Annotated in this window: 24 protein-coding genes and 2 tRNA genes; 15 read left to right on the top strand and 11 right to left on the bottom strand. The window is 36.8% G+C overall.

Features of this window, described 5'->3' with window-relative positions:
• Positions 1–19 precede the first annotated feature (19 nt).
• From FIT63_RS03855 to FIT63_RS03840, 4 genes are read left to right on the top strand one after another with little or no spacing between them, the layout of a single operon-like run.
• A complete protein-coding gene (locus FIT63_RS03855) occupies positions 20–1,009 on the top strand; it encodes an RluA family pseudouridine synthase (RefSeq protein ID WP_140006639.1) in 990 nt (329 codons plus the stop codon).
• Positions 1,006–1,659: an HAD family hydrolase gene (locus FIT63_RS03850; RefSeq protein ID WP_140006638.1), complete on the top strand. Its 654-nt coding sequence runs from the start codon at positions 1,006–1,008 to the stop codon at positions 1,657–1,659. Before FIT63_RS03855 ends, FIT63_RS03850 begins: the two co-directional genes overlap by 4 nt.
• Positions 1,656–2,003, top strand: a complete 348-nt coding sequence (locus tag FIT63_RS03845) for a Rieske (2Fe-2S) protein (RefSeq protein ID WP_140006637.1) — start codon at positions 1,656–1,658, stop codon at positions 2,001–2,003. The genes FIT63_RS03850 and FIT63_RS03845 overlap by 4 nt, the downstream gene beginning before the upstream one ends.
• Positions 2,004–2,024: 21 nt before the next feature.
• Complete coding sequence (locus tag FIT63_RS03840; RefSeq protein WP_140006636.1) at positions 2,025–2,999, top strand: S49 family peptidase; 975 nt, start codon at positions 2,025–2,027, stop codon at positions 2,997–2,999.
• Between the two features lie 10 nt (positions 3,000–3,009).
• Here FIT63_RS03840 and pgi read toward each other — a convergent pair whose 3' ends face one another.
• Both pgi and queG read right to left on the bottom strand, forming a co-directional pair.
• Positions 3,010–4,662: a glucose-6-phosphate isomerase gene (gene pgi, locus FIT63_RS03835; RefSeq protein WP_140006635.1), complete on the bottom strand. Its 1,653-nt coding sequence runs from the start codon at positions 4,660–4,662 to the stop codon at positions 3,010–3,012.
• A gap of 70 nt (positions 4,663–4,732) precedes the next feature.
• Positions 4,733–5,806: a tRNA epoxyqueuosine(34) reductase QueG gene (gene queG / locus FIT63_RS03830; protein WP_140006634.1), complete on the bottom strand. Its 1,074-nt coding sequence runs from the start codon at positions 5,804–5,806 to the stop codon at positions 4,733–4,735.
• Between the two features lie 30 nt (positions 5,807–5,836).
• On the opposite strand from queG, the gene tsaE reads away from it, so the two are divergent.
• From tsaE to FIT63_RS03810, 4 genes are read left to right on the top strand one after another with little or no spacing between them, the layout of a single operon-like run.
• Positions 5,837–6,295 carry a tRNA (adenosine(37)-N6)-threonylcarbamoyltransferase complex ATPase subunit type 1 TsaE gene (tsaE, locus tag FIT63_RS03825; RefSeq protein WP_317615546.1) on the top strand — a complete coding sequence of 153 codons (459 nt, stop codon included), beginning with the start codon at positions 5,837–5,839 and terminating at the stop codon, positions 6,293–6,295.
• Positions 6,274–7,536: an N-acetylmuramoyl-L-alanine amidase gene (locus FIT63_RS03820; protein WP_140006632.1), complete on the top strand. Its 1,263-nt coding sequence runs from the start codon at positions 6,274–6,276 to the stop codon at positions 7,534–7,536. Before tsaE ends, FIT63_RS03820 begins: the two co-directional genes overlap by 22 nt.
• 3 nt (positions 7,537–7,539) lie before the next feature.
• Positions 7,540–8,478 (top strand): tRNA (adenosine(37)-N6)-dimethylallyltransferase MiaA, encoded by a 939-nt coding sequence (gene miaA, locus FIT63_RS03815; protein WP_140006631.1) that lies wholly within the window; start codon positions 7,540–7,542, stop codon positions 8,476–8,478.
• Positions 8,478–9,338, top strand: coding sequence for a DMT family transporter (locus FIT63_RS03810; protein ID WP_140006630.1), 861 nt, complete (start codon positions 8,478–8,480; stop codon positions 9,336–9,338). Before miaA ends, FIT63_RS03810 begins: the two co-directional genes overlap by 1 nt.
• Here the strand turns inward: FIT63_RS03810 and FIT63_RS03805 are convergent.
• Both FIT63_RS03805 and mnmC1 read right to left on the bottom strand, forming a co-directional pair.
• Positions 9,335–11,191 (bottom strand): O-linked N-acetylglucosamine transferase, SPINDLY family protein, encoded by a 1,857-nt coding sequence (locus tag FIT63_RS03805; protein ID WP_140006629.1) that lies wholly within the window; start codon positions 11,189–11,191, stop codon positions 9,335–9,337. The genes FIT63_RS03810 and FIT63_RS03805 overlap by 4 nt on opposite strands.
• 8 nt (positions 11,192–11,199) lie before the next feature.
• On the bottom strand, positions 11,200–12,402 hold the full coding sequence (mnmC1, locus tag FIT63_RS03800; RefSeq protein WP_140006628.1) for an FAD-dependent 5-carboxymethylaminomethyl-2-thiouridine(34) oxidoreductase MnmC1: 1,203 nt from the start codon (positions 12,400–12,402) through the stop codon (positions 11,200–11,202).
• A 191-nt stretch (positions 12,403–12,593) separates the two neighbouring features.
• Between mnmC1 and FIT63_RS03795 the strand changes: the two genes are divergently transcribed.
• The 3 genes from FIT63_RS03795 to FIT63_RS03785 are packed head-to-tail and all read left to right on the top strand — an operon-like array spanning position 12,594 to position 15,490.
• On the top strand, positions 12,594–14,357 hold the full coding sequence (locus FIT63_RS03795; RefSeq protein ID WP_140006627.1) for a pyrroloquinoline quinone-dependent dehydrogenase: 1,764 nt from the start codon (positions 12,594–12,596) through the stop codon (positions 14,355–14,357).
• A gap of 17 nt (positions 14,358–14,374) precedes the next feature.
• Positions 14,375–15,112 (top strand): pseudouridine synthase, encoded by a 738-nt coding sequence (locus tag FIT63_RS03790; protein ID WP_140006626.1) that lies wholly within the window; start codon positions 14,375–14,377, stop codon positions 15,110–15,112.
• Entirely contained in the window at positions 15,113–15,490 is a 378-nt protein-coding gene (locus FIT63_RS03785; protein WP_140006625.1) for a hypothetical protein, read from the top strand. It abuts the gene before it with no gap.
• Between the two features lie 3 nt (positions 15,491–15,493).
• Here FIT63_RS03785 and ppa read toward each other — a convergent pair whose 3' ends face one another.
• The 4 genes from ppa to queF form a co-directional block, all read right to left on the bottom strand.
• Positions 15,494–16,024, bottom strand: a complete 531-nt coding sequence (gene ppa, locus FIT63_RS03780; protein WP_140006624.1) for an inorganic diphosphatase — start codon at positions 16,022–16,024, stop codon at positions 15,494–15,496.
• Between the two features lie 80 nt (positions 16,025–16,104).
• Positions 16,105–16,180: transfer RNA gene (locus FIT63_RS03775), tRNA-Glu, on the bottom strand.
• A gap of 53 nt (positions 16,181–16,233) precedes the next feature.
• Positions 16,234–16,309, bottom strand: a tRNA-Ala gene (locus FIT63_RS03770).
• 56 nt (positions 16,310–16,365) lie between these two features.
• The gene (gene queF, locus FIT63_RS03765; RefSeq protein ID WP_140006623.1) at positions 16,366–16,812 is read right to left on the bottom strand and encodes a preQ(1) synthase; all 447 of its coding nucleotides are present in this window, start codon (positions 16,810–16,812) and stop codon (positions 16,366–16,368) included.
• Positions 16,813–16,890: 78 nt separating this feature from the next.
• Between queF and smc the strand changes: the two genes are divergently transcribed.
• The 4 genes from smc to FIT63_RS03745 all read left to right on the top strand — a co-directional run bounded on the left by smc (position 16,891) and on the right by FIT63_RS03745 (position 24,318).
• The gene (smc, locus tag FIT63_RS03760) at positions 16,891–20,391 is read left to right on the top strand and encodes a chromosome segregation protein SMC (protein ID WP_189342255.1); all 3,501 of its coding nucleotides are present in this window, start codon (positions 16,891–16,893) and stop codon (positions 20,389–20,391) included.
• 76 nt (positions 20,392–20,467) lie between these two features.
• Complete coding sequence (locus FIT63_RS03755; protein WP_189342253.1) at positions 20,468–21,436, top strand: cell division protein ZipA C-terminal FtsZ-binding domain-containing protein; 969 nt, start codon at positions 20,468–20,470, stop codon at positions 21,434–21,436.
• On the top strand, positions 21,437–23,452 hold the full coding sequence (ligA, locus tag FIT63_RS03750; RefSeq protein WP_140006620.1) for an NAD-dependent DNA ligase LigA: 2,016 nt from the start codon (positions 21,437–21,439) through the stop codon (positions 23,450–23,452).
• 5 nt (positions 23,453–23,457) lie between these two features.
• The gene (locus tag FIT63_RS03745) at positions 23,458–24,318 is read left to right on the top strand and encodes a tetratricopeptide repeat protein (RefSeq protein ID WP_140006619.1); all 861 of its coding nucleotides are present in this window, start codon (positions 23,458–23,460) and stop codon (positions 24,316–24,318) included.
• 60 nt (positions 24,319–24,378) lie between these two features.
• On the opposite strand, the gene FIT63_RS03740 is transcribed toward FIT63_RS03745, so the two are convergent.
• Genes FIT63_RS03740 through FIT63_RS03730 form a run of 3 tightly spaced genes read right to left on the bottom strand, consistent with a single transcriptional unit; the run spans position 24,379 to position 25,238 of the window.
• Positions 24,379–24,603 (bottom strand): hypothetical protein, encoded by a 225-nt coding sequence (locus tag FIT63_RS03740; RefSeq protein ID WP_140006618.1) that lies wholly within the window; start codon positions 24,601–24,603, stop codon positions 24,379–24,381.
• Positions 24,604–24,612: 9 nt separating this feature from the next.
• Positions 24,613–24,861, bottom strand: coding sequence for a hypothetical protein (locus FIT63_RS03735; RefSeq protein WP_140006617.1), 249 nt, complete (start codon positions 24,859–24,861; stop codon positions 24,613–24,615).
• Between the two features lie 5 nt (positions 24,862–24,866).
• A complete protein-coding gene (locus FIT63_RS03730; protein WP_140006616.1) occupies positions 24,867–25,238 on the bottom strand; it encodes a DUF2845 domain-containing protein in 372 nt (123 codons plus the stop codon).
• Positions 25,239–25,240: the final 2 nt, after the last annotated feature.

The following is a 25,240-nucleotide window of genomic DNA, read 5'->3' as shown; positions in this document are numbered from 1 at the left end:
AAATCCAATTACACAAAATATGACTCAAAATACAACCCTTAAAAATATTTTTTCTGATGAAAAAGCTACATTTGTTCTCGTGGACGAAGCAAGCGAGACACAAAAAATCGATAATTTTCTCTTAAAAATTTTAAAAAATGTGCCTAAAAGCCATGTTTATAAAATCCTTAGAAGTGGTGAGGTGAGGGTGAATAAAAAGCGAGTCGATACTACTTATCGTCTGGTGATAGGGGATCAAGTAAGAATTCCTCCTATAGCCATAGAAGGTGAGAGGACGCCGCACGTTATTGAACCGAAACAGCAACAAACAGCCTGGTTAGACACTAATGTTATTTACGAAGATGATGCGTTATTGGCGATTAATAAACCAAGCGGCTATGCTGTCCACGGGGGTAGTGGACTTAACTTTGGTGTCATAGAGCTGATTCGACATGTAAGACCTAAAGCTAAATTTTTAGAGCTGGTTCATCGTATTGATCGTGAAACCTCTGGCATTTTATTGATTGCCAAAAAGCGTTCAGCACTCGTCAATATGCACGATATGATGCGGCATAATCGCATTGAAAAAAAATACACCATGATGGTGGAAGGTGAGTGGACTGAATCCAAGAAAACAGTCGAGCTGATGCTCAAAAAAACCTTTACACAAGGTGGCGAGAGGCGTGTCAACGTGACTGACGAGGAAGATGATAGTCAAAATCAAATGAGCAAAACGATCTTTTACTTAAAAAAATCTTTAGGGCCTTACACTCTACTAGAGGCTAAACTTATCACCGGAAGAACCCATCAACTCAGAGTTCAGCTTGCTCATCTAGGATTCCCTATTCTAGGTGACGACAAATATGGAGACTTTTCCTTAAACAAGGCACTTCAAAAAAAGGGCTTAAAACGGATGTTTCTTCATGCATTCTCTATGAAAATGAAACACCCTTTAACTGAGGAGCCTTTGGAGTTAAAAGCCCCTTTACCCCTGGAACTTGATGCATTCTTAAGTCAGCAAGCCTCATGAAATCACCTCGCTTTGATTTAGTTATTTTGGACTGGGATGGAACGGTTGCTGATTCTACAGGCATCATTGTTGATGCAGTTATATCAGCAGCCAAAGGCGCTGGTGTTCTAGCCCCGCCTAGAGCACTAATTTTAAAAACTTTGGGATTGGGTTTAAATCAATTATTACTCAAATTATTTCCTCATTTATCTTCTGAATTATTGGAGAAAGTAGCTGAAGGTTACCGCTCGCATTATCATGCAAATGAGGGTAATTCTTATCTTTTTGATGGCGTAAAAGAGGGTATTGGACAACTTTATCAGCATAAATGTAAGCTCGCAGTAGCCACAGGAAAAAGTAGAAAAGGGTTGAAGTTTGCTTTGCAAGATACTGAATTAAATAAATATTTTGTATCTACTAAAACAGTAGATGAGTGCTTTTCAAAACCTCACCCTCATATGGTAGAGGCTATTTTGGAAGAAACTAAGATTCCAGCTGATCGCGCCGTGATTGTTGGCGATACTCACTATGATCTTGAGATGGGAAGGAATGCTCGTATTCAAACCATCGCGGTGACTTATGGAGCACAACCTAAAGACGTATTGCTCAGTTATGAGCCTTTGGCATGCTTTGATTCTTTTAAAGAGGTCGTAGATTTCTTGTTACCATGAGTGCTAACGTAAAAATTGAAATAGATAAAAAAGACTTTCAAGGTGACGGCTCAACCGTTAAATTTGAATATCAAAAAGCGTCTGCAACACAATCAGGCTTTGCAGTTCTTTTTGAGGGTAAGTACCATGCTTATCTTAACCAATGTCGGCACTTACCGATTGAGCTTGATTACAAACCTAATGAATTTATGGATGATCAAAAAGAGTGGATTGTATGTTCTACCCATGGGGCTATTTACCATCCTGCTTCAGGAGAATGCATTTCAGGGCCTTGTCGCGGTGAAAGATTACAAAAATTAAATATTACAGAATCAAACAATGTATTATGGGTTGAGATTTTTTAAAGCTTTTATGGAGCATGACAAATGGCAGTTAGAAAAAAAACAGAAAGTAAAACAAACGCACATTGGGAAAGAGAAGCTTTAGAAAAAATTGCGCTTTCAGCTTTGGGTGAGCAAAAAATCGCAAGGCGCTGGGGTATTTTTTTCAAATCGATTACATTTTTATATCTTTTTGTGCTTTTATTTTTTGCATTTGGTGCCTCGCATACCAAGGGCGGCTCTGGCAATCATACGGCACTGATTGAAATTAATGGTGTGATAGGAGAGAAGGAAGAGGTTAATGCAAAAGACTTTTTCGAGAGCGTGCAAAGGGCTTATGAAAGTCGTGGTACAAAAGGTATTATTTTAAAAATTAATAGCCCGGGTGGAAGTCCAGTTCAAGCGGGAATGATTAATGATGAAATTAAACGACAAAAAAAATTACATCCTCATATTCCTGTTTATGCAGTCGTGGAAGATATTTGTGCTTCAGGAGGTTATTATATTGCTGTAGCTGCTGATGAAATTTTTGTAGATAAAGCTAGTATTGTTGGCTCCATTGGCGTTCTCATGGATGGCTTTGGTTTTACGGAGACCATGAAGAAAGCTGGCGTTGAAAGACGACTGATGACTGCTGGTTCAAACAAAGCCATGCTTGATCCTTTTTCTCCAGTGAATCCAAAGCAACAAGCCTTTGTTCAGGATATGCTCAATCAGGTTCATCAACAATTTATCCAAGTGGTTAAAGATGGCCGTGGTAATCGACTTAAAGAGTCCCCAGAAACATTTAGTGGTCTTTTTTGGAATGGCGAGGCTGCTGTTAAATTAGGTTTGGCTGATGGTTTTGGTAATTATGATTATGTTGCTCGTGAAATTATCAAGGCTGAAGAGGTGGTTGATTTTACGACTTATGAAGGTTTTGCTGACCGTTTTGCACGTAAATTTGGTGCAAGCTTAGGGTCTTCTATGAATGAATCTTTACGAACAGCTATATTAAATCAAAAATTAATTATTAAATAAAATCAATAGTTTATTGATTTTTTTTAATGTAATTAATTAATCCATTTGTAGAGCTATCAAAGTCATGTGTAGGTGTTTTTTCAGAGAGCTTAGGTAAAACTTGTTTTGCAATTTGCTTACCATATTCCACACCCCATTGATCAAATGAATTGATATTCCATATGATGCCTTGGGTAAAGATCTTATGTTCATACATCGCAATAAGCTGACCCAAAGTCTTTGGCGTTAATTTTTGGAAAAGTATGGATGAAGTGGGGCGATTACCTTCAAATGTTTTTTGAGGGATAAAGCTTTCAATATCCTCTCCTTCAAAGCCTTGTTTTTCAATTTCAGCACGTGCTTCATCATATGATTTTCCCAGCATGAGCGATTGCGTTTGTGCGATAAAGTTTGCAAGTAAAATTTTATGATGCTCATTACCGTCTTTACCTATCGCGTAATGAGACTCAATCGGTATTATGAAATCTGCTGGAACAATTTCTGTACCTTGGTGAAGAAGTTGGTAGAAGGCATGTTGGCCATTGGTGCCTACCTCACCCCAGAGGACAGGGCCTGTATGAAAATCAATACGCTCCCCATCGCGATTGATAAATTTGCCGTTACTTTCCATATCTGCTTGTTGAAGATAAGATCCTAGCTTAGACAATCCTTGATCGTAAGCCAAGATCGCATGAGTTGGAAAGTTAAAGAAATTAATGTTCCAAACACCTAATAAGCCCATCATCATTGGAATATTTTGTTCTATGGGTGCTGTTTTAAAATGCTCGTCCATTTCGAATCCGCCCTTAAGCAATTCTTCAAAACTATCCATACCAATATATAACGCAATAGAAAGCCCAATCGCAGACCAAAGAGAGTAGCGACCGCCTACCCAATCCCAAAACTCAAACATATTTTCTATGTCGATACCGAATTGAGATACGACATGTTGATTTGTCGACAGCGCAACAAAGTGTTTCTTAATATGTTGGTTATCTTTTGCAGTCTTGAGAAACCAATCCCTTGCCGAGAAAGCATTGGTCATTGTTTCTTGCGTCGTAAATGTTTTAGAAGCAACAATAAAAAGTGTTGTCTCTGGATTACATTTTTCTAATGCCTGTGAGAGGTCGGCACCGTCTACGTTAGATACGAAATGGGGTGTTATGGTTTTTGAGCCATAAGGTTTCAATGCCTGACAAACCATAGCAGGGCCTAAATCAGAACCACCTATACCAATATTAATCACATTCGTAATTGGTTTGCCAGTAAAGCCTTTCCATTGGCCTGATCTTACTTCTTCGCTAAAACGCCTCATTTTTTTGAGTACATTTTTAACTTTGGGCATGACATCTTCGCCATCAGACATAATAGGTGTTTGATTTTGATTTCGAAGCGCTGTATGAAGCACTGCACGATGTTCAGTTGAGTTTATTTTTTCACCTTCAAACATGCGATCTCGCCAATTCTCTAAATCCACTTCTTTTGCAAGCTTAACTAGGAGGCTAATTGTTTCTTTTGAAATGTGATGTTTTGAGTAATCCAGAAGTAAATCATTAAACTGAATGTGAAATTGATTAAAACGTTCAGGGTCTGATTTGAACATCTCGCGAAGTGAGATGGATTCGATGTCTTTTTTATGTTGATTTAGTGCTTGCCAGATAGGCGACTGATTAATTTGCGACATGTATAACGTTCAACTCAAGGATTTAATGATGAAAATTTCAATATAGCTTCACATTATAGCAAAGACATACCTAATTCATATGAAAATTATGTTGTGCGAGCGCCCATGATATATGTTCTTTGACGAGCGGAGAGGCTTCATTGAGTCGGCCCTTAAGGGCAGTCACGATAGTTTCAGATGTTTTAGCATTACCAAGCCCAATCGCAATATTTCTCAACCATTGCTCATAACCAATGCGAAGGATTGCACTGCCTTCCATATGTTTGGTAAATTCTGCTTCGGTCCATAAAAAGCATTCCACGAGCTCAATATCATCTAAACCGTGCCTTACCTTAAAGTCATCCTCTTTTGTCATTTGACCAAATTTATTCCAAGGGCAATACAATTGACAGTCATCACAACCATACACACGATTGCCAATTTGTTTTCTAAATTCCAAAGGTATAGAGGATTTATGTTCAATAGTGAGGTAAGAGATACATTTTCTTGCATCGAGCTTATAAGGCCCTACGATTGCTTTTGTTGGACATACATCCATGCAGCTTGTGCATGTGCCGCAATGATTTTCCACTTTTTTATCAATAGGCAGAGGTAAATTAATATAAATTTCACCAAGGAAGAACCAAGAACCGTGTTCTTTATTAATTAGTAAAGTATGTTTTCCTCGCCAACCAAGGCCAGACTTCTCAGCAAGTTCAACTTCCATAACGGGAGCGCTATCTGTAAATAATCTAAATTCAAATGATTGATCAAGAGTCTTATGGGCTTCTTTTTGAATTTTTTCTGAAAGTTTTTTTAATTTAGCACGCATGACTTTATGGTAATCGCGACCTAATGCATACCGAGAGATGAAAGCTTTTTGATCGTCCTCTAAAACGGCTTCTGAATTGTGAGAGTGGGGAAAATAATTAAGCCTAGCCGAAATAATTCGAATGGTATGAGGCACTAACTCATCTGGCTGATATCGCCGAGAACCATGTTTTACCATATAATGCATCTCACCATGGAACCCTTGTTTAATCCATTCTAGATAATGATCTTTCGTATGATTGAGATCTATATCAGCAATGCCAATTTGAGCAAAACCAATTTCTTGGCCCCAGTCTTTAATTTGCAATGCTAATTGATCCCAAATGTCTGCCATGTTTTAATTATTTTTTTATAAGTAATGTCTATGTTTGATTCTAATTATGACTTAAAAGATGAAAGTGAAACACTTCGTTTCGCAGAAAGCATGTCGAGCCATTTACGCCCTGGAATGAATTTATATTTAAAAGGTGAATTAGGCGCTGGAAAAACCACATTTGTAAGAGGTCTCCTTCGCGGGCTTGGTTATCAGGATAAAGTTAAAAGCCCAACTTACACACTGGTTGAGTCTTATAGCTTCCTAAAATTTACGATCTATCACTTCGACCTTTATCGATTTAAAAGCGAGCATGAGTGGGACGATGCTGGATTTAGAGAATATTTTAATGAAACGTCTATTTGTTTAATCGAGTGGCCAGAAAAAGCAGGGAGCATGCTTCCAGAGCCTGATATTTCAATTGAGCTTAGTCATGAGCCATTTGGCCGCCATCTTCACATGACTGGTTTCACACCTATAGGAAGTGAATGTTTAAAAACTATTATCTAAAAATTATTTTTATCTTCATATTGGGGGTATTTCCCAGTCACGTCTTAGCAAAAAATGCGATTGAATCTGCTCGTGTATGGCCTGCAAGAGAATATACGCGGGTGACTCTTGAATCTATTAAGCCTATTAGTAATGATCAAATGATCTTAAAAAATCCAGATCGCCTGGTGATTGATCTTCATGATATTGATCTTAATGACGATTTAAAAAACTTAAGCACTAAAATATTATCAAGCGATCCTAATATTAAACAAATTCGTGTTGCTAAGTTTAATAACCAAGTATCTCGAGTCGTTATCGAATTAAGATCAGAATCTAAAATTAATATTTTTTCTCTGAAGCCCGCAGGGGGATACAAACATCGTTTGGTCATTGATGTGTATCCAAGAGTTGATGAATTAATGGCGTTCGTACAAGATAAAGAAAAAAAAGATCTCACACCACCTAAAAAAGAGATTGTTTTAACACCTCCAGAGATTAAGAAAGAAAAAATACCTCAAGAGTTGCCATCGCTATCACAAACTACTAAAAGTTTGACTAAAAAAATCGTGATTGCTGTGGATGCTGGACATGGCGGCGAAGATTCTGGCGCGAGAGGTGCTTCTGGTAGTTTAGAAAAAAATATTACTTTGTCGATTGCCCGAAAACTTAAAAAAGAGATTGATAATGACGAACAATTAAGAGCGGTGCTTACGCGAGATGATGATTATTTTGTTCCCCTTCATAGCCGAGTGGTTAAAGCAAGAAAATTAAAAGCAGATCTCTTTGTGTCTATACACGCCGATGCTTTTACTAATCCCGAAGCCAAAGGCTCTTCCGTTTTTGCATTGTCAGAAAGGGGTGCTACTTCTGCTTCGGCAAAATATTTAGCTAATAAAGAAAATGAGTCTGATTTAATTGGTGGTGTAAGTTTGGATGATAAAGATCCAATGCTTGCTAAGACATTACTTGATTTATCGCAATCAGCAACTATCAACGATAGTGTCAAGCTTGGTAATTTTGTGTTGGATCAATTAGGCAACATCAATGACTTACATAAGACTAATGTTGAGCAAGCTGGATTTGCAGTCCTTAAGTCACCTGATATCCCATCTATTCTTGTGGAAACAGCTTTTATAAGCAATCCAAAAGAAGAGCAGATTTTAAATAATGAAGAGCACCAAGAGATTTTAGCTAAAAACATTTTAATTGGTATAAAAAAATATTTAGCTTCCAATCCAAATATTGCTAAGAATTTCTAAAGTATGGCTATAGAGAAGCCAGCTGTTTTCTTTTTGATAGGTCCTACAGCTTCAGGCAAAACTAATCTTGCTGTTGAGCTTGTCAATACATTCCCTTTTGAAATTATTAGTGTTGATTCAGCACAAATATATCAAGACATGGATATTGGTGTAGCTAAACCATCTCAAGATATTCTAGATAAGGTACCTCATCACCTTATTAATATCATGAAGCCTAACGAGGCTTATTCCGTAGCGCAATTTACGCAAGACGCTTTAAAACTTATTGATGAAATTCTATTGCGCGGCCAGATTCCACTCCTTGTCGGAGGCACTATGATGTATTTCAATGGCCTTGAAAAGGGAATTAATCAAATGCCTATGACTGATGAGCAGTTACGAAAAGATATAGAAATAGAAGCGAGTCAAGTCGGCTGGCCGAAGCTTTATGAAAAGCTTAAATCCGTTGACAAAGAAACAGCAGAAAAGTTAAATCCTAATGATGCCCAGCGTATCAGTCGTGCTTTAGAAGTTTTTTACTCATCAGGAAAGTCTCTGTCTTCTTATCATCAATCAAAAAATAAAGATGTATTCCCGTTCTCAGTTTGTAAATTAGGACTCATGCCAAGCAATAGAAAAATGCTTCACCAGCGCATTGAGTTTAGAGTTCATGAAATGATAGAGGCCGGATTATTTGAAGAGGTGAGATCTTTGCTTCAAAAATATCCTACACTTCAAAGTCATATGCCATCCATGAGATCAGTTGGATATCGTCAAACCCTTGAGTACTTAAATGGGAGCATTGAAGAAAAAGAATGTATCGATAAGATTATCTTTGCAACACGACAGCTGGCAAAAAGGCAAATGACTTGGATGAGGAGCATGGAAAATCTTAATCTATTTGATTGTTCAAATGACTTCATAAGTAAAGAAGTCATAGCTTTCGTAAAGGCTAGACTTTAATGAAGATTAAATCTTGGCTGCCGATATTTTCTCTCCTTTTTGGAGCTTTTGTCTGGGGAATCATTTGGTATCCCTATCGCTTGATGGCAAATGCCGGTGTTTCAGGTATTTATTCCAGTTTTTATGTGTTTATTTTGACGATTGCCATAGCGCTACCTTATTTTTTTATAACAAAGAAAAAGGTCCCTATATGGTCAAAAGATTTTTGGCTTCTTGCTCTTGTTGCAGGTTATACAAATATTAGTTATGTGCTCGCTGTCATTGATGGAGAGGTTGTGCGTGTCATGCTTTTATTTTATCTCTCCCCCGTTTGGACTATTTTTTTAGCGCATTTTATGCTGAATGAAGATACGCAAAAACGTCATTACATCGCTGTCTTTATTTCTCTTATTGGGGCTTTTATTATGTTTTGGGAGCCGGGCTATCTCATTCATTTAGATTCAAAGAGTGATTGGTTAGCTCTTAGCTCCGGCTTAGGTTTTGCAATAACTAATGTGATGACACGTAAACATGAACATATGACAGTCAATCAAAAAGCATTAGCAATTTGGCTTGGTGTGATCGTAGTAGCCATAATATGCATTATGTTTGATAAAAATGCTATGCCAACATTAGATTTTTTCAGGCCAGTTGATGCTGCGATTATGATGGCGATTGCATTAAGCTTATTTTTGTCAACATTGCTTGTGCAATTTGGTGTCACGCAAATTAAAGCAGTGGAGGCGTCTAGTTTTTTTCTATTTGAAATTGTGGTTGCTGCAATTTCATCTTATTTTCTTGTAGGCGAAAGTATTGCTTTTAATGAGTGGCTAGGCGGAATTTTTATTATTACTGGCGTGATTCTTTCTTCGAAAAATTAAATAATTTCTTGATAGATACTTTCCAATTTTTTTACAAATAAACGCGGCTGGAAGTTCGGTGAAGTTGATTTGGCATCTTTCAGTCTCTGAATTAAGTCCTGTCTATATGTTGAATCTTCAGTGAGCTTCGAAGCACATCGAATATAGCTTTCAATATCCTCGGTAATTAGCTCATCTAGATTTAAGCTATGAAGCAAGCTTCCCGCCACTCTTGAAGGGAATGTTTTACCCTTAAGTGTCACAATTGGTAAATTCATAGACAATGCATCGCTGGCCGAAGTGTGAGCGTTATAAGGCAGGGTATCTAAATAAATATCTGCCAAGGCATGGCGAGCAATATGTTCCTCATTTGGAACGCGTGTTGCGAAAATAATTCTTTCAGATTTAATACCATGTTTTTCTGCGTAGCTTTTTAGTTGATCTGAAGCCCATTTATTTGAATGCGTTAACCAGAGAATACTTTTTGGATATTTTTGTAAAAGTGTAAGCCAGGCTTTGAATATAACTTCTGTAATTTTGAACGATTGATTAAAAGCGCAATATACAAAAGCGTCTGAAGGAATGCCATAATCTTGCCGATTTTTCTCATTCGATTGGCTACGATTTTCTATATTCGGTTGATAGGCAAAGGGCAGTCTTAGAATAGATTCTGCATAATATTTTTCATCACTTTTAGGGATAATAAAATCATCAGCCAAGATAAATTCATAGAGTGATTTTTCTCCCGTAAAGCCCATCGTACCAGGGTAACCTAGCCAATTAATTGTAATTGTATTTTTAAGTTGTGGGGCAATAAATGCTCGACTGTTATTCGTATAACCGGTTAAATCTATCAATATGTCAATTTCATCATGATTGATAAGAGTCACAGCGCTTCCATCATTGGTAGATGAGATATCACGATAATGATCAAATAAACTAATAAGTGTAGTTCGTTCGTTTGTATTTTCGTTTGGGCTTGCGTCATAAGCGTAAATATCAAAAATATCACGATCGTGATATTTAATAACGTCGCGTATTAAAAAATATAAGGGATGTAACTTAAAGTCTGATGACAAATACCCAATACGGATTTTATTTTTTCTTTCCCAGCTGCCTTTTTGAAATGATTGAGCTTTGATGTGATTTTGCGTCCACTGATTTGCACATACCATTTGTTCTTGAGATGAAGAGAATGGGTTTGAAATAAAAGCGAAGGGGGAAATGAGCGCTGCGGGATTTGTATTTACAATAGAGCATATTTTTTGAAAAAGCTGGTCAATCCCTTGCCAATCACACATGTGCTGTTTTTGATGGGCGAGATGAAGGTAAGCGTGGAATAAGAGGGGGTTGATAGACAATGCGCGCTCATAAGAGGCTACGGCTTTATCTAGGTGACCTAATTCTCGCTCTGCATTACCTAAATTGTTCCAGAGGTCAGCATCTTGCTCGTTAAGATTTAATGCTTTTTGGTAGCATTGATAAGCCTCATCTCTCTTTTGAAGTTTATCTTTTGCATTGGCTAAATTGTAATAATAAGTCCAATTATTTTTTTCGTATTGAATAGCTTCTTCAAAACATGCTTCTGCCAATGAAAATTGTGACTGGATTTGGTATGCGTTACCGAGCTCTGACAATGAAAAACAGAGTGCATTTCTAATATCAAGATTATCTTTTAAAGCCATGTAGGAATTCCTAAAATATCCTACTGCATCAACAAATTGTTTGTTTAAAGCACATAGATTACCTAATTCTATTTGAATAAATAGATCGTTAGGTTTAGCTTGAAGTCCTTTTGTAAGAACTTCTATAGCACTTACAAGATCGCCTTCTTCTTCATATTTTTTTGCAAGATCAATAATGGGTTTTGACATGATTAAATTTATACCTTAAAAATACGACTCGCTGCTTTTTTTAAACTCATTTTTTTGAGCCTATATCTTTCCGGATTTGTGTAATTAAGTGATTCTTTATCTTCCTTAGATAGGTTCTTGTTGATTAAATTGGCAAGGACGAAAGTGCAGTAGGGGGCAAACGTAAAGCCTCTGGAGCCAAAGCCACTCGCAACATATAAATTGTCCAGCCATGGCAGCTGATCTGTCTGAGCCAATTCTCTCACACGCATTTTTTTAAATAATTCGTTATTAAATACGCGACCTACATAAGGCTTTCTATCTTTTGTAGATGCTCGCCAAGATACTCTCCCAGAAATTATTTTCTGTACTAGACAATAATTATAAAATTCTTGATGTATTCCTTTTATTGAGGCTATATTCTTTTTTGTGTCGCTTAATCTTATATCTTTATTAAAGTCATTCATGCCATAAGTTGCACCAAAAATATGCTTATTTTGCATGTGTGGCGCTAAGTATCCCTCATCACAGATGACGATAGAAGGCATTTGAAATGGTGTTGAATTGACCCAATTGATCTGTCCTCGGAAAGCATCTGTATGCAAATGTTGAGTTAAGTCAAATTGATGCAGATACCCTGCATTACAAATGGCAACATGATCACTATTAAAAACTTTTTGATCTTTTGTCTTAAGTGTCCATTCATTATTTAATTTTTCAATCGATATTATTTCCTGGTTGGTGAGTATTTTAATATTTGAATGATTGACTAAATGCCGACATAGGGCTATTGGATTTACCCAGCCCCCTTGATGAAAGAGAAGTCCCCTTGAATCCTGATTCATTAAATATTTTTTAAGTATTGGTTTATCTATTAAGGTTAAAATTTTTCCTTGGTCTACACTCCAGCTTGATAAATTAATTTCTAATTTATGGGCATACGCTTCCTCTAAAATTTCAATCGCACCATCGAATCGATAATCATGTTTATTTAGACCTAATTTATCTATCCATGCTGTCGTAAACATAAAACTTTTTAGCATGAAATTATTGTATGCCTTATCGTTAAGCATGAATTTGGGGTAAATTGCTGCCACTGGATTTCCCGAACCCCCCGAAGCTATATCATCTTGGCTCTCTAGTAATGTGACATCCCATCCAGTATTTGCTAAAAAATATGCCAATGAACAGCCTGTAATGCCTGCTCCAATGATTAATATATTTTTTTGCATGTAAGGTTGTCAGTTTATATCTGGTATTAAAAAAAGATTGCTTGCGATAAGATATCAGTATTAGGCATTATCCATAAAGTGCTTTATTAATCTAGTAATCTCATACGATCGTTTTGAAAGGGTATACGTTGAAATCTATCCGAGCGGCTCTATTAAGCTTCTTTTTTCTCATATTTACAGGTTGCGCTTCTATGGATTCTATTTCCCTAGATGCATTGTCTTTAGATAAGATTTCTCTACCCAAGCTTCCGTCATTCAAATTTGGCTCAGACGAGCAATGGCCTTCATATGGTAAGAATCTTACCAATCAACGCTTTTCGACCTTAACTCAAATTAATCAAGATAACGTCAAAAATCTCGAACTTGCTTGGAAATTTAAATCGGGTGTTGCAGCGACATTTCAAGCATCCCCATTGGTTATTAATAATGTAATGTTCATCAGTCTTCCGCATAACCATGTGGTTGCATTAGACGCAAAGACAGGTAAAGAGTTATGGCGTTATAACCATAAAAAAAGAGATAGCTGGAGAATGTGTTGTGGACCTGCAAATCGAGGATTGGCATATTCAAGTAATAAAATTTTTATAGGCACCGTTGATGCAAGACTGGTTGCCTTAGATGCGAAAACAGGTAAAAAAATCTGGGATATTGATGTTGCTGACAATGATAATAAATTTGAAAGTAGTAACTCACTAAGTCAGTCCGACAGCAAGAGTCAAAAGGATGTTTATGGTCAAACCGGTGTAGGTATTGCTATGGCCCCAGTAACTTACAAAGATTTAGTAATTGTGGGCATTACAGGGGTGGGATATGGATTACATGTCGATACCCCCAGACCAGATGCACCAATGGGCGCTGTGATTGGGGTGGATGGTCGTTTTGGGCGTCCAGGATTTTTGGCAGCATATAACATTCAGACAGGTAAGCGTGTCTGGCAGTTTGATACGATTCCATCAGAAGGATGGGAGGGTAAATTTAGAGAAACAATTGAAGGTAATATTTCTTTATACCGTAACATTGCTCAAGAAAAAGAAAGTCTTAAAAATAACAAAGAGGCTTGGAAGTATGGAGGAGGCTCAGCATGGAGCACCCCAGCTATTGATGAAGAAGCAAATACTTTATATTTTGGTACAGGTAATCCTTCTCCACAGATGAATGATATTTCAAGACCCGGAGACAATTTATATACTGTTTCCCTTGTAGCGCTTGATGCAACCTCAGGTAAATTAAAATGGTTTTATCAGCAAGTTCCTCATGATGTATGGGGATATGATGTTGCTAGCCCCCCAGTATTATTTGAATATAAGAAAGATGGTAAAACGATTCCTGCGGTAGGTCAGGCCAGCAAGACCGGCTGGTATTACATTCACAATCGTGTCACGGGTGATCTTTTGGCAAAAACAGAACCCTTTGTGCCACAAAAAAATCTTTTTGCAAAAGCCTCAGCTGAAGGTACAGTTTTATACCCGGGTATTTTAGGTGGTGCTAATTGGGGCCCAACTTCCCTAGATGAAAAAAATCAAATTGCATTTGTTTCAGCTATTCATGCACCTATTAAATACACATTAGTTGATGAGCCTGCGCGTGATGATTTACCTGCGATTAGATATGCTTCTTCCGAACCTACACAAGATGAGAGATGGGGACTGCTTTCTGCTATAGATCTAAATAGTAAAAAAATTAAATGGCAAGTTAAGACAGATCAACCATTAACAGGAGGCTTATTAGCGACTGAAGGTAATCTTGTTTTCATGGGTGAGGGTAATGGGAATTTTAATGCTTACAATGCTAAAACTGGAAAGTTACTTTGGACAAATAAAGTTGATGCAGGTGTTAATGCACCACCTATTAGTTATGAGATTGATGGTACGCAATATATTGCTGTTGCTGCAGGCGGTAATTCTATCTTTGGTTTTAAAGAGGGTGACAACATCTTGGTTTACAAACTTAAATAACCATAAAGCTTATATAAATGGAAGAAGCTGTTCGTATTTCAAAAATACTATCTGAGCTTGGCCTTTGTTCGAGAAGAGAAGCTGATACTTATATTGAACAAGGCCTTGTCATGCTTGATGGAAAGGTTGTCACTGAATTAGGTACACGCGCTTACCGATCGCAAAAAGTTGAATTAAAAAAGCAAGCAGCTATTCAGCAGTCTTCCAAAGCTACCGTTATCTTAAATAAACCCGTGGGTTATATTTCACATCTTGATGACGATAAAGCTTTTACGCCTGCCGCCAGTCTCGTGACCCAAGATAATTTTCAAGTTTCTAAACAGCAATCGTCTCGAAATCCAAGATTTAATACAGATGGATTGGCTCCAGCTGGAAGACTTGATATTGATTCTTCCGGATTGTTGGTACTTACACAGGATGGAAGAATTGCTAAAACAATTATTGGTGAGCAGAGCGCTATCGAAAAAGAATACTTAGTTCGAGTTGAAGGAAAATTAGTGAGTCAAGGCTTGGAGTTATTAAGACATGGACTTTCGCTCGATGGCTACAAGCTAAAACATGCTGAAGTTGAATGGCAAAATGACGATCAATTGCGCTTTGTTTTAACTGAGGGACGAAATAGACAAATTAGAAGAATGTGCGAGCTTGTTGGGCTTCATGTGACTGGATTAAAAAGGGTGAGAATTGGTAATGTTTTACTTGGTGATCTACCCACAGGCATGTGGCGTTTTTTAGAAGAGAAAGAAAATTTTTAAATGGCCATTGCATTAGAGCATATTAATTTTATTGTTCGAAGATTAACTATTGAAGAGAAATATCCTGGCGGATGGGAACAATGTTTGATCGATCACGCTTCTTCCCTCGGAACTCGCGTTTGGTATGATGAGCATCTGTTTAGAGATGGCGCAATGAATCCAATCGATATGGAAAATTTAGTGAATGCTTGGAGAGGTATTGGTTTTCAGGCTGTTTTAATTAACGGCGAAAAGAAGTGGCTAGATTGTTGCGTCATTGATGAAAACTTCGAAACTTTATCTTTGTCATGTGACTGGATAGAAATAGATATCACAGGAGAATATGCATTTCTTAAGGATGAAGACCCGTCCGAGATTGTGGGACCCCATGGATTTTAACAGCTAACTTTTTTTGTATCTTTCAATACCCTCGAGAATTTCTTTGTGCGCATCTTGAGGACCTTTCCAGCCTTTAACTTTAACCCATTTACCTTTTTCCAAATCTTTATAGTGCTCGAAAAAATGTTGAATTTGATTAAGGCGTAAAGGATTCATATCTTCCGGTTTTTGCCAGCGCGAATAGATTGAAAGAATTCTATCTTCAGGAACTGCTAAAACTTTTGCGTCTTGGCCCTGCTCATCTTCCATTTCTAATATGCCAACAGCGCGACAACTTACAACCACACCTGGAATTAAAGGGAATGGAGTAACGACAAGCACATCAACAGGATCACCATCGCCCGAAATTGTTTTTGGTACATAGCCATAGTTAGTAGGGTAGTGCATAGCAGTGCCCATAAATCGATCTACAAAGATAGCACCTGACTCTTTATCCACTTCATATTTGATTGGATCAGCATTCATAGGAATTTCAATAATGACGTTGAAATGTGTTGGAATATCTTTACCAGGAAGGACGTTATCTAAGCTCATAAGTTTTTATTGGAAATTTTAAAAAAAGTGATTCTAGCATGTTTGAAGCTATCTCTGAATTGCAGAGCTAGCTTGGTAATTGGCGTCCCCAAGGGGAGTCGAACCCCTGTTCCCTCCGTGAAAGGGAGGTGTCCTAGGCCTCTAGACGATGGGGACCTAAGAAAAGAAGGAGCTATTCTACTATAGAACAGCGTTTGATATAAGGTATTTGGTGGAGATAAGCGGGATCGAACCGCTGACCTCTTGCATGCCATGCAAGCGCTCTCCCAGCTGAGCTATACCCCCAGGTATTTGATCGAAGGCGCCCATCTTAAGTTCTACTGATAGGCGAGTCAATCCTTTTAAGATCGGGTGTTTGATTGTTTTGAAAATTGCGTTAGATCAATTGTAGGCTCTGGCTTCCAACCCTTTTTCTTATGCTCGACGACCACGTTAGTAAAAACGCCGCCACGTACAAAGAATTCGGCACGAAGCCGCATAAATCGTGGTTCTGTTGCCTTAACTAAATCATCTAAAATTCGATTAGTGACAGCCTCATGGAAACAGCCTTCATCCCTAAAAGACCAGATATAAAGCTTAAGACTTTTAAGCTCTACACATTTTTTATTGGGAATGTAATCAAGATATAAAGTCGCAAAGTCTGGCTGCCCCGTCTTAGGGCATAAACAGGTAAATTCAGGGATTTGCATATGAATATGGAAGTCCCGAGAAGTGCATGGATTAGTGAAAGTTTCAAGCTTTTTAGTAGGTTTTGCGCTTGGTTTTTTTCCCAAAGAAAGTGCGTTCATAGATTAAAATAAGATAGTAAAAAAAAGTTATTATACTGGTAATACATAACACCATCTTCACTTCAACAAAAGAATATTGTGCGACTTATACAACTTAAATTAGCTGGTTTTAAATCTTTCGTAGATCCCACCACCATTCAACTTCAAGGTCAAAGAGTTGGTATTGTTGGCCCTAATGGTTGTGGAAAATCCAACATCATGGAATCCGTCAAATGGGTGCTTGGTGAATCTTCAGCAAAAGAAATGCGAAGTGAAAATATGGATTCGGTTATTTTTAACGGATCAGAAAACCGTAAACCGATTTCTCGTGCAAGCGTCGAACTAATTTTTGACAACTCATTAGGAAAAGCGCCAACAGAATGGTCGCAGTATGCAGAAATATCAGTAAAGCGAGTTATCGAAAGAGAAAAGGGCTCTACTTATTACATCAATAATTTAGCAGTTAGGCGTAAAGACATTGCTGATCTTTTCTTAGGGACAGGCTTAGGTGGAAGAGGGTATGCCATCATCGGTCAAAATACTATCTCACAAATTATTGAAGCTAAACCTGAGGAACTAAGAAATTATCTTGAGGAGGCTGCTGGCGTTAGCAAATACAAAGAGCGTCGCCGTGAAACAGAATTTAGACTCAGAGACACGCGAGAAAATTTAAGTCGTATCCAAGATGTTGTAAACGAAATTATTCAGCAGATTGCGAAGCTTGAATCTCAGGCAGTGATTGCAACAAAGTATAACGAACTCACTGAGAGTCATAAATTTCATCAAGCGCAAGTTTGGGTATTAAAAAAACGTGATGCTAGTATTGTTTGGAAAAAACATCAGTCCCAAGTTGAGAAGCTCGTGAATGAATTAGAGCAACAAACTGCAGCCTTAAGAAAAATAGAAGCTGAAGTAGAAAATTTAAGACAAGCTCACATTAATGCTTCTGATGAAATCAATAAGAACCAAGCAAGCTTTTACGAAATCAATTCTGAAGTTTCCAATATTGAAAATAACATTAGAAATCAAAATGAGCTTTTAGAGCGCAGCAAAAAAGAATTAGTTGAAATTGAAGCTAATCTGACTAAGAACGCAGAAGACCAGCTTAAATTTACAAAAGAAATTGAAGGGGCATTGATTGAGAAAACAGCCATAAGCGAGCTCTTTAAGACCAAAGAAGAGAGCTTTAATACACTTAAGTCATCTATTCAGTCAGTAGAAGCGCAATACCTTTCGTCATCAGAACAATTTAACCTATCTGCAAACCAATTTCAGTCAACACAAGAAAAAATCAATCTTGAAAAAGCGACAATAGACTTCATTCACAAAACTGAAGAAGAAACAAATGCACGTATTTCATTTTTAAGTAATGAGATCAACAATATTGATTTGTCTGGTAAATCTCTTCTCGAAGAGAAAGACGCAGATCTTTCTGATAAGCGATCAGATGTGGAAAAAATTGAAGAAAAGATAAGTGAAAATAAATCACTCTCATCCGACCTTGAAGAAGAAATTGATACTTTCAGACAGCATCACATAGAAATACAAAAAGAATTAAGTCAGATTGAGGGTGAAATTAAAACACTTGCTCAAATTCAAGACGATACCCAAGGAAATGAAAGCCTTAAAAGCTGGACTTCTCAGCACAATATAAACACTTCAAATCGTCTTTGGGAAAAGCTAAAAATCAAAACAGACTGGGTAACAGCTATTGAATCAGCGCTTGGTGGAAAACTTAATGCAATCTTAGCTCAATATGAATCAATAGCTCATAGGCCCCCTGCGTCTATGGTACTTGCTAATTTAAACGCGTCTCATGCCTATAAGCCAAAAAATAACAAATTAAATTCCGCTTTAGATGCTATTGAAATTAGTGATCCACTACTTATGAATCTCTTATCAGAATGGTTATCTGATTGCTACCTTATTCCAAAGGGCGAAAGCTACAAAAATTTCATTGGTGATTTGGAGCAGGGTGAATTCTTAGTGAATCAACAAGGTGATATTTTTACTAAAAATAGCGTTTCCTTTTATGGCAAAGATGCATCTCTCAACGGTATTCTTGTTCGCCAAGAAAGACTCAAAGCACTGCAAGAAAAATTTCCATCCATAGAAAAAAATTATAAAGATGTATTAAATAAACTTAATGAAGCTGAGCTTCAATTAAATGATTATGAAGAGCAAGCAGACTCTTTCAGTGAAGAATTAAAGGACTCTTTAAATGAGCTTCATCAAACAGAGATAGAAGTAGAAAAAATTCAGCAAAGCATAGCTTACGCTAATGAAAAGCATAGCAATATTTCTCATGAGCAAAATGAGCTAATGGTAAAGCTGACCCAAATTGAGGTTGATAAAACATCTAAGTCTAGTCTCATCCAAAATTTAGAGGGTGATTTACATAGATTTTTAGAGCAAAAAACAGCCACTGAAGAAATTAAAAAACGCCATGAATTCGAATACGAAAGCGCTAGAAAGCAAGTCAATGAGGCAGAAATTCAACTTCAAGAAAGCCATTTTAATTTAAAAATTATTGATAACAAAGTTAGCGAATTAAATACCAGGTTAAGTCTATTGTCTGAAGATAATAATGCTCTTAATAATAAAAAAGATATCGCTAAGGCTTCAATCAATACTGAGCATGTCGATGCGCTGCAAACTTCTTTAAGAGAAAAACTTACAGTTAAAGACGAACGAGAAAAAGTCCTTATAGCATCGCGTGACAATCTTGCACAAAAAGAAACAGATTTACGTGAAAGCGAACAAAAGCGATTGCAAACTGAGCAAGCGGTTCACCCAATCCGAGATAAACTCGAGCAATCTCGTTTAAATGAGCAGGAATCAAAATTATTATTTGAACAATTTCAAAATGAGATCAATGAGTCACAATTAGATGAGGTGGTTCTTTCAGAATCAATTACAGACAAAACAACCGTTAAAGAAGTGCAAGAGCTGTGCAACAAACTTCAAGAAGAAATTAATTTATTAGGCCCTGTCAATCTAGCTGCTATTCATGAACTTACCTCAGAAAAGGAAAGGAAAGGCTATCTTGATAGCCAGGTTGAAGATTTAACTTCTGCGAGTAATACTTTAGAGGACGCTATAAGGCGTATTGATAAAGAGACACGAGATCGATTAATTGCTACTTTTAATGAAGTGAATAAGAACTTTACAGAGTTTTTTAAAGTGCTATTTAATGGTGGCCAAGCAAAGCTAGAGCTTTTAGGTGAAGAGATTTTAGATACGGGCATTCAAGTTACAGCTCAGCCCCCAGGCAAAAAGAATACAACCATCAGTCAATTATCCGGTGGAGAAAAAGCATTAACTGCTACAGCGCTTGTATTTGCTCTATTCAAGTTAAATCCAGCACCATTCTGTCTCATGGACGAAGTCGATGCACCCCTTGATGATAGCAATACACTTCGTTTCACAAATATGGTTACTGAGATGTCCAAAAATACACAATTTCTTTATGTATCACATAATAAAATCGCTATGGAAATGGCTCAGCAACTTATAGGTGTCACGATGCAAGAATCTGGTGTATCAAGAATTGTTGAGGTGTCATTAGAGGAAGTAGAGAAGATGGAGTTAGCAAATTAAGTTAACAGGACTTATTACAAGTATGTCTGACATTCAGTTTGCCCTGACGATTCTCGCAGTAATAATTATACTTATTATGATCATTTTTAACTGGATCCGTCTTGTCCAGTACCGAAAACAAAACCATGCTGAAAAATCTTTTTTATATAAAGATGAAAATGGTTTAAGCCCGGAAGAAAAAAATCCTTATGATCAAGATCTAAGCATCTCAGAAAAATATTTACTTTCGAACTTACCAAAAAATATCTATCGTGATATTGATGCTATTGCCTTTATAAGGCTTAACAAAGCAACCCATGCCACTTCTAAATTAAACCTAAGAGACTTTATTGAACTTCCTCATGCGTATTGTTTCATTCGTAGAAATGAAGATGAATGGCAGTCTACAGAGGACTTAACTGGCTCAGCTTCATTCGATCAAATACTTATAGCTATTCAGTTGGTAGATCGCCAAGGCCCAATTTCACAAGCACACACTCAGACATTTCGAATGCTCTCAGAGAAAACTAAGAATGATTTAGATGGAAGCCTAATTTGGCTTTCCCATTCGAATATAGAAGAAGATGCAAAAGAACTTAATCAATTTTGCGCTCTTGTCGACCACATGATGACTTTAACTCTAATCCCTAAAAATAATGGCATGTTCGACAATGAAAAGCTTATTGAAACATTAAAAATAGATGGTTTTAAAGTAAACAAAGATGGCTATCATGAATTCAAGGGTCGTGATAAGCACCCTTTATTTCGGGTAACTTCTTTAAATCAACAGCCCTTAAGTTTTAATCTTGATCCGTATATTCAAGGCATTCTTTTTCAAATGGATTTGCCACTTACCTTGAGTTGTAAAGAATCGTTTGACGCAATGTTGGAGTCGATTACTAATTTTCAAAAAGAACTTGAATGTATGCTTGTTGATTCCAATAAAAAAGAATTAAATGTTAACCATATTGAGCGCATTAGATATCAGGTTGAAAAAATTGAAAATCAAATGGTAGCTAAAAATATAATACCTGGAAGCTCATGCGCACGAAGACTATTTTCTTAAATGAAGCCTGATAAAGAAAATATTAAGAATAAAATTCAAGAGCTAATCGAAAAGATAAGCGCATTCGATTATCAATATTATGTTTTAGACAATCCTTCTATTTCAGATTTTGAATACGACACAATCTTTAGGTCACTTGTTGATTTAGAGAATGCAAATCCAGAGCTAATTCGATCTGATTCACCTTCCCAAAGGGTAGGGGGTAAGGCACTAGATGCTTTTGAGAGTGTTATTCATCGTCAAGCTATGTTATCTCTAAATAACGCTTTCGAAGAGGCTGAGCTTATGGCTTTTGATAAGCGCATTAAAGATGATATTGGTATTGATGAATTGGAATATGCAGTTGAGCCGAAATTTGACGGACTTGCAATCACACTCACTTATGAAGATGGTATTTTTGTTCAGGGTGCGACACGGGGTGATGGCTACACAGGGGAAAATGTCACACATAATTTAAAAACTATTCGTTCAATACCAACTAAACTCAATCATATTAATCCACCTAAAATTTTAGAAGTGAGAGGTGAGGTTTTGATGCTTAAAAAAGACTTTGAATTACTAAATCAAAAGCAGGAATCTTTAGGCGAAAAAAAATTTGCAAATCCAAGAAATGCGGCTGCAGGAAGTTTAAGGCAGCTTGATCCCAGAATAACAGCAACAAGACCACTTACATTTTTTTCTTATGGTTTGGGTATAAGCGAACCCAATTTAAATTTAAAAACTCATACGGAAACAATTCAACTTCTAAAAAAATTTAATTTACCTATTTCTGATTTATCTACAAGTGTTAAAGGTGTAAAAGGCTTGCAAGGTTTTTATGACAAGGTATTAAAGTTAAGAGACTCACTAGCCTATGACATCGATGGCGTAGTATATAAAGTTAATTCCTTTAATTATCAAAATGAGTTGGGTTTTGTATCACGCGCTCCTCGATGGGCTATCGCCCATAAATTTCCGGCTGAAGAAGCAGTGACTGAAATTTTAGACATCAATGTTCAGGTGGGTCGAACAGGGGCTATAACGCCTGTAGCGCGATTGAAACCAGTCTTCGTAGGTGGTGTAACTGTGACGAATGCAACCCTTCATAATGAAGATGAGATGATTCGCAAAGATGTTCATATTGGAGATATTGTAAGCGTTCGAAGAGCAGGGGATGTGATTCCTGAAATTGTAAGGGTGTTACTTGATAAGAGACCCAAGACAATTACGAAATTTAAAATACCAACAGAATGTCCAGAATGTAGCTCACCTCTTGTCAGAATTGATGATGAAGCAATCATTCGTTGTTCAGGCGGCCTAATTTGTCCTGCACAACAAAAGCAATCTATTATTCATTTTGCATCTCGAAAGGCTATGGATATCGAAGGATTAGGAGATAAATCTGTTGAACAATTAGTTACCGTAGGCCTGATTCACGGGTTACCTGATATTTTCAAATTAGAACTTCAACAATTAGTCAGTCTTGATCGTATGGCAGAAAAATCGGGTCAGAACTTATTAGATGCTATTGAAAAAAGCAAATTAACGTCATTACCTCGATTTATTTATGCGCTTGGTATTCGGAATGTAGGTGAGTCTACCGCTAAAGATCTTGCTGGCTTCTATGGTGATTTAAATGAAATCATGAAACAAACGGAAGAAAGCTTACAGCTTGTGCCTGATATTGGCCCCACAGTTGCAAAATCGATCAGTGATTTTTTTATGCAAACTAAGAACAGGGAAGTTATTAAATCTTTAATAGAGTTAGGCGTTCATTGGCCTAAACACGATATTAAAAAATCTGCTTCAGGAATATTTGCAACTAAAACTTTTGTGCTCACTGGAACTTTACCTTCGATGTCACGTGACGATGCTAAATCAATCATTGAGATGAACGGGGGAAAGGTAGCAGGAAGTGTTTCTAAAAAAACTGATTATGTTGTTGCGGGATCAGATGCTGGAAGTAAGCTAGCCACTGCTCAAGAACTTGGTGTTAAAATTATTTCACAAGAAGAGCTTTTGAAACTTATAATTTAAAAACTATGAAAATTAAAAAACATTTTTTAGTAATACTATTGAGCGTATTTTTTTCTACAAATACTTTTTCTAAAGAGCCAATCAAATCATGTGATGAGCTATTAAGTGATAACCAATATGAAGATGCCTTAAAAACAAAAAAGGGTGAATTCAAATCTGCTTTTTGTCATGGGAAAGTTAATTTAAGGCTTAAAAATTTCGATGAGGCTATAAATAACTTTAAGCTAGCGGATAAGTTATCAAAAAATGATACTGATCATTTTATGGCTGATTTACTAATGGGTATGACATTAAAAGAAGCTAAAAGATTAGATGATGCCCTTTCACATTTAAAAAATTCTTATTCACATTTAAAAGCCAATAAACCTTTTAAGCGTCTTTATTTAGTTGAAATTGCTGAGACTTTATTACTCCTTAGTAAGTATGATGAAGCTGCAAATACATTCCTTGAGGCTTATTCAGCAGCTGCCAATGATGAAGAACGTGCGGCTAATCTTGATCGAGCTGCTTTTTCATATTCATTACTTAAGAATTATACGAAAGCTATCGAGTATGAGTTAAAGGCTAATTTGGCTTTCGATCGTACTGGTTTGTTAGGTGAATATGCAGAATCTGGGATTAATCTTGCTTTATATTATTTGGAGGCTAATGATCTAGCTTCATCTGAAAGAACGCTATTGAAATTTGAGAAGTTTTCACGAGAGAATGGGGGAATGTACTATCTTGCTAAAGTTTTGTTTGCCCAAAGTAAGTATTACAAAAAGAAATTAAATATCGATCTTAGTATGTCTAAGTTAGATGAGGCAAATAAGATTGCTAATGACATTGGAGCAGAGGACTTAAAAACGCTTTTTAGTACTATTTAGTTTAGGCTGTATCATTTATTTTACATAATATACATTATACGAAGTTAGGTTAATTCAAACCTATCTATGAAAGTCTTTAAATTGCCTTGGCAATGCCTCTTCCTGGACTACAAATTCCATGCCCGCCATTGAACCTACAAATATGCCTGATTTATACTGCATTCGAATCTTCACTGTATTTAAAGAAATTTCTAATTGATCTTTTGCTCTGTAATTTAGGATATAGCCAGTTACTTTTTTGCCATTGTCAGTACATGTCACTTCTACGGCGTCTTGATCATCCATCGGGATTTCCTAAAGGTTATTTTTTATGAAAATGAGTTCTTGCTTTGGGTCATTATAAACCTCGAAGGACTGCTGCGCCCTCTCGTACCAGTAGCGACTATTGAATTCATCGCCCTCAATCTTATGAAGGACAGCATGAATCCAATAAGCTTTTGCGGAATGAAGGTCTTGAACAATTTTGTGAGAAGCCTCCCACGAATCGTTGATCGCGAAATCAATCGCTTGGGTCAGCAGCTCTTTTTCTTGTGAGCCAGACATGAATATTATCGGTTATTAAAGAAACCTATATTATTAACTTTACCATTCATAATCGTGAGCTCAGTCTGTTTCCAGGTATTTTTTCCGTCAGATTTCACAAGATTATTGTAGTACCACATCTCAATATTGACACGGTTACTAGAGCCTACACCTTTTTCTGTAGGTCTTCCAATCACAGAACTTGCATTAGTAGGCTTTACAGACATTTCTTTCCTGGCAGGCTCACCTAAAATTTGTAGTACTTTTTCTTTAGATTTGGCCCCGAAAGCATCGAGAAACTCATTTTCTGTATAGAGTTTCTTTCCCTCAGCAAGCACTTGAAAAGAAAACCCTAAAGCTATGAATATAAATAGTAATTTTTTAAATAATGTTGGCATAT

Origin of the sequence: Candidatus Methylopumilus planktonicus, from assembly GCF_006364715.1 — a bacterium.
GTDB classification, from domain to species: domain Bacteria; phylum Pseudomonadota; class Gammaproteobacteria; order Burkholderiales; family Methylophilaceae; genus Methylopumilus; species Methylopumilus planktonicus_A.
The sequence above is the reverse complement of the archived record's forward strand: the minus strand, read 5'-3'. Positions and strand labels throughout refer to the sequence as shown.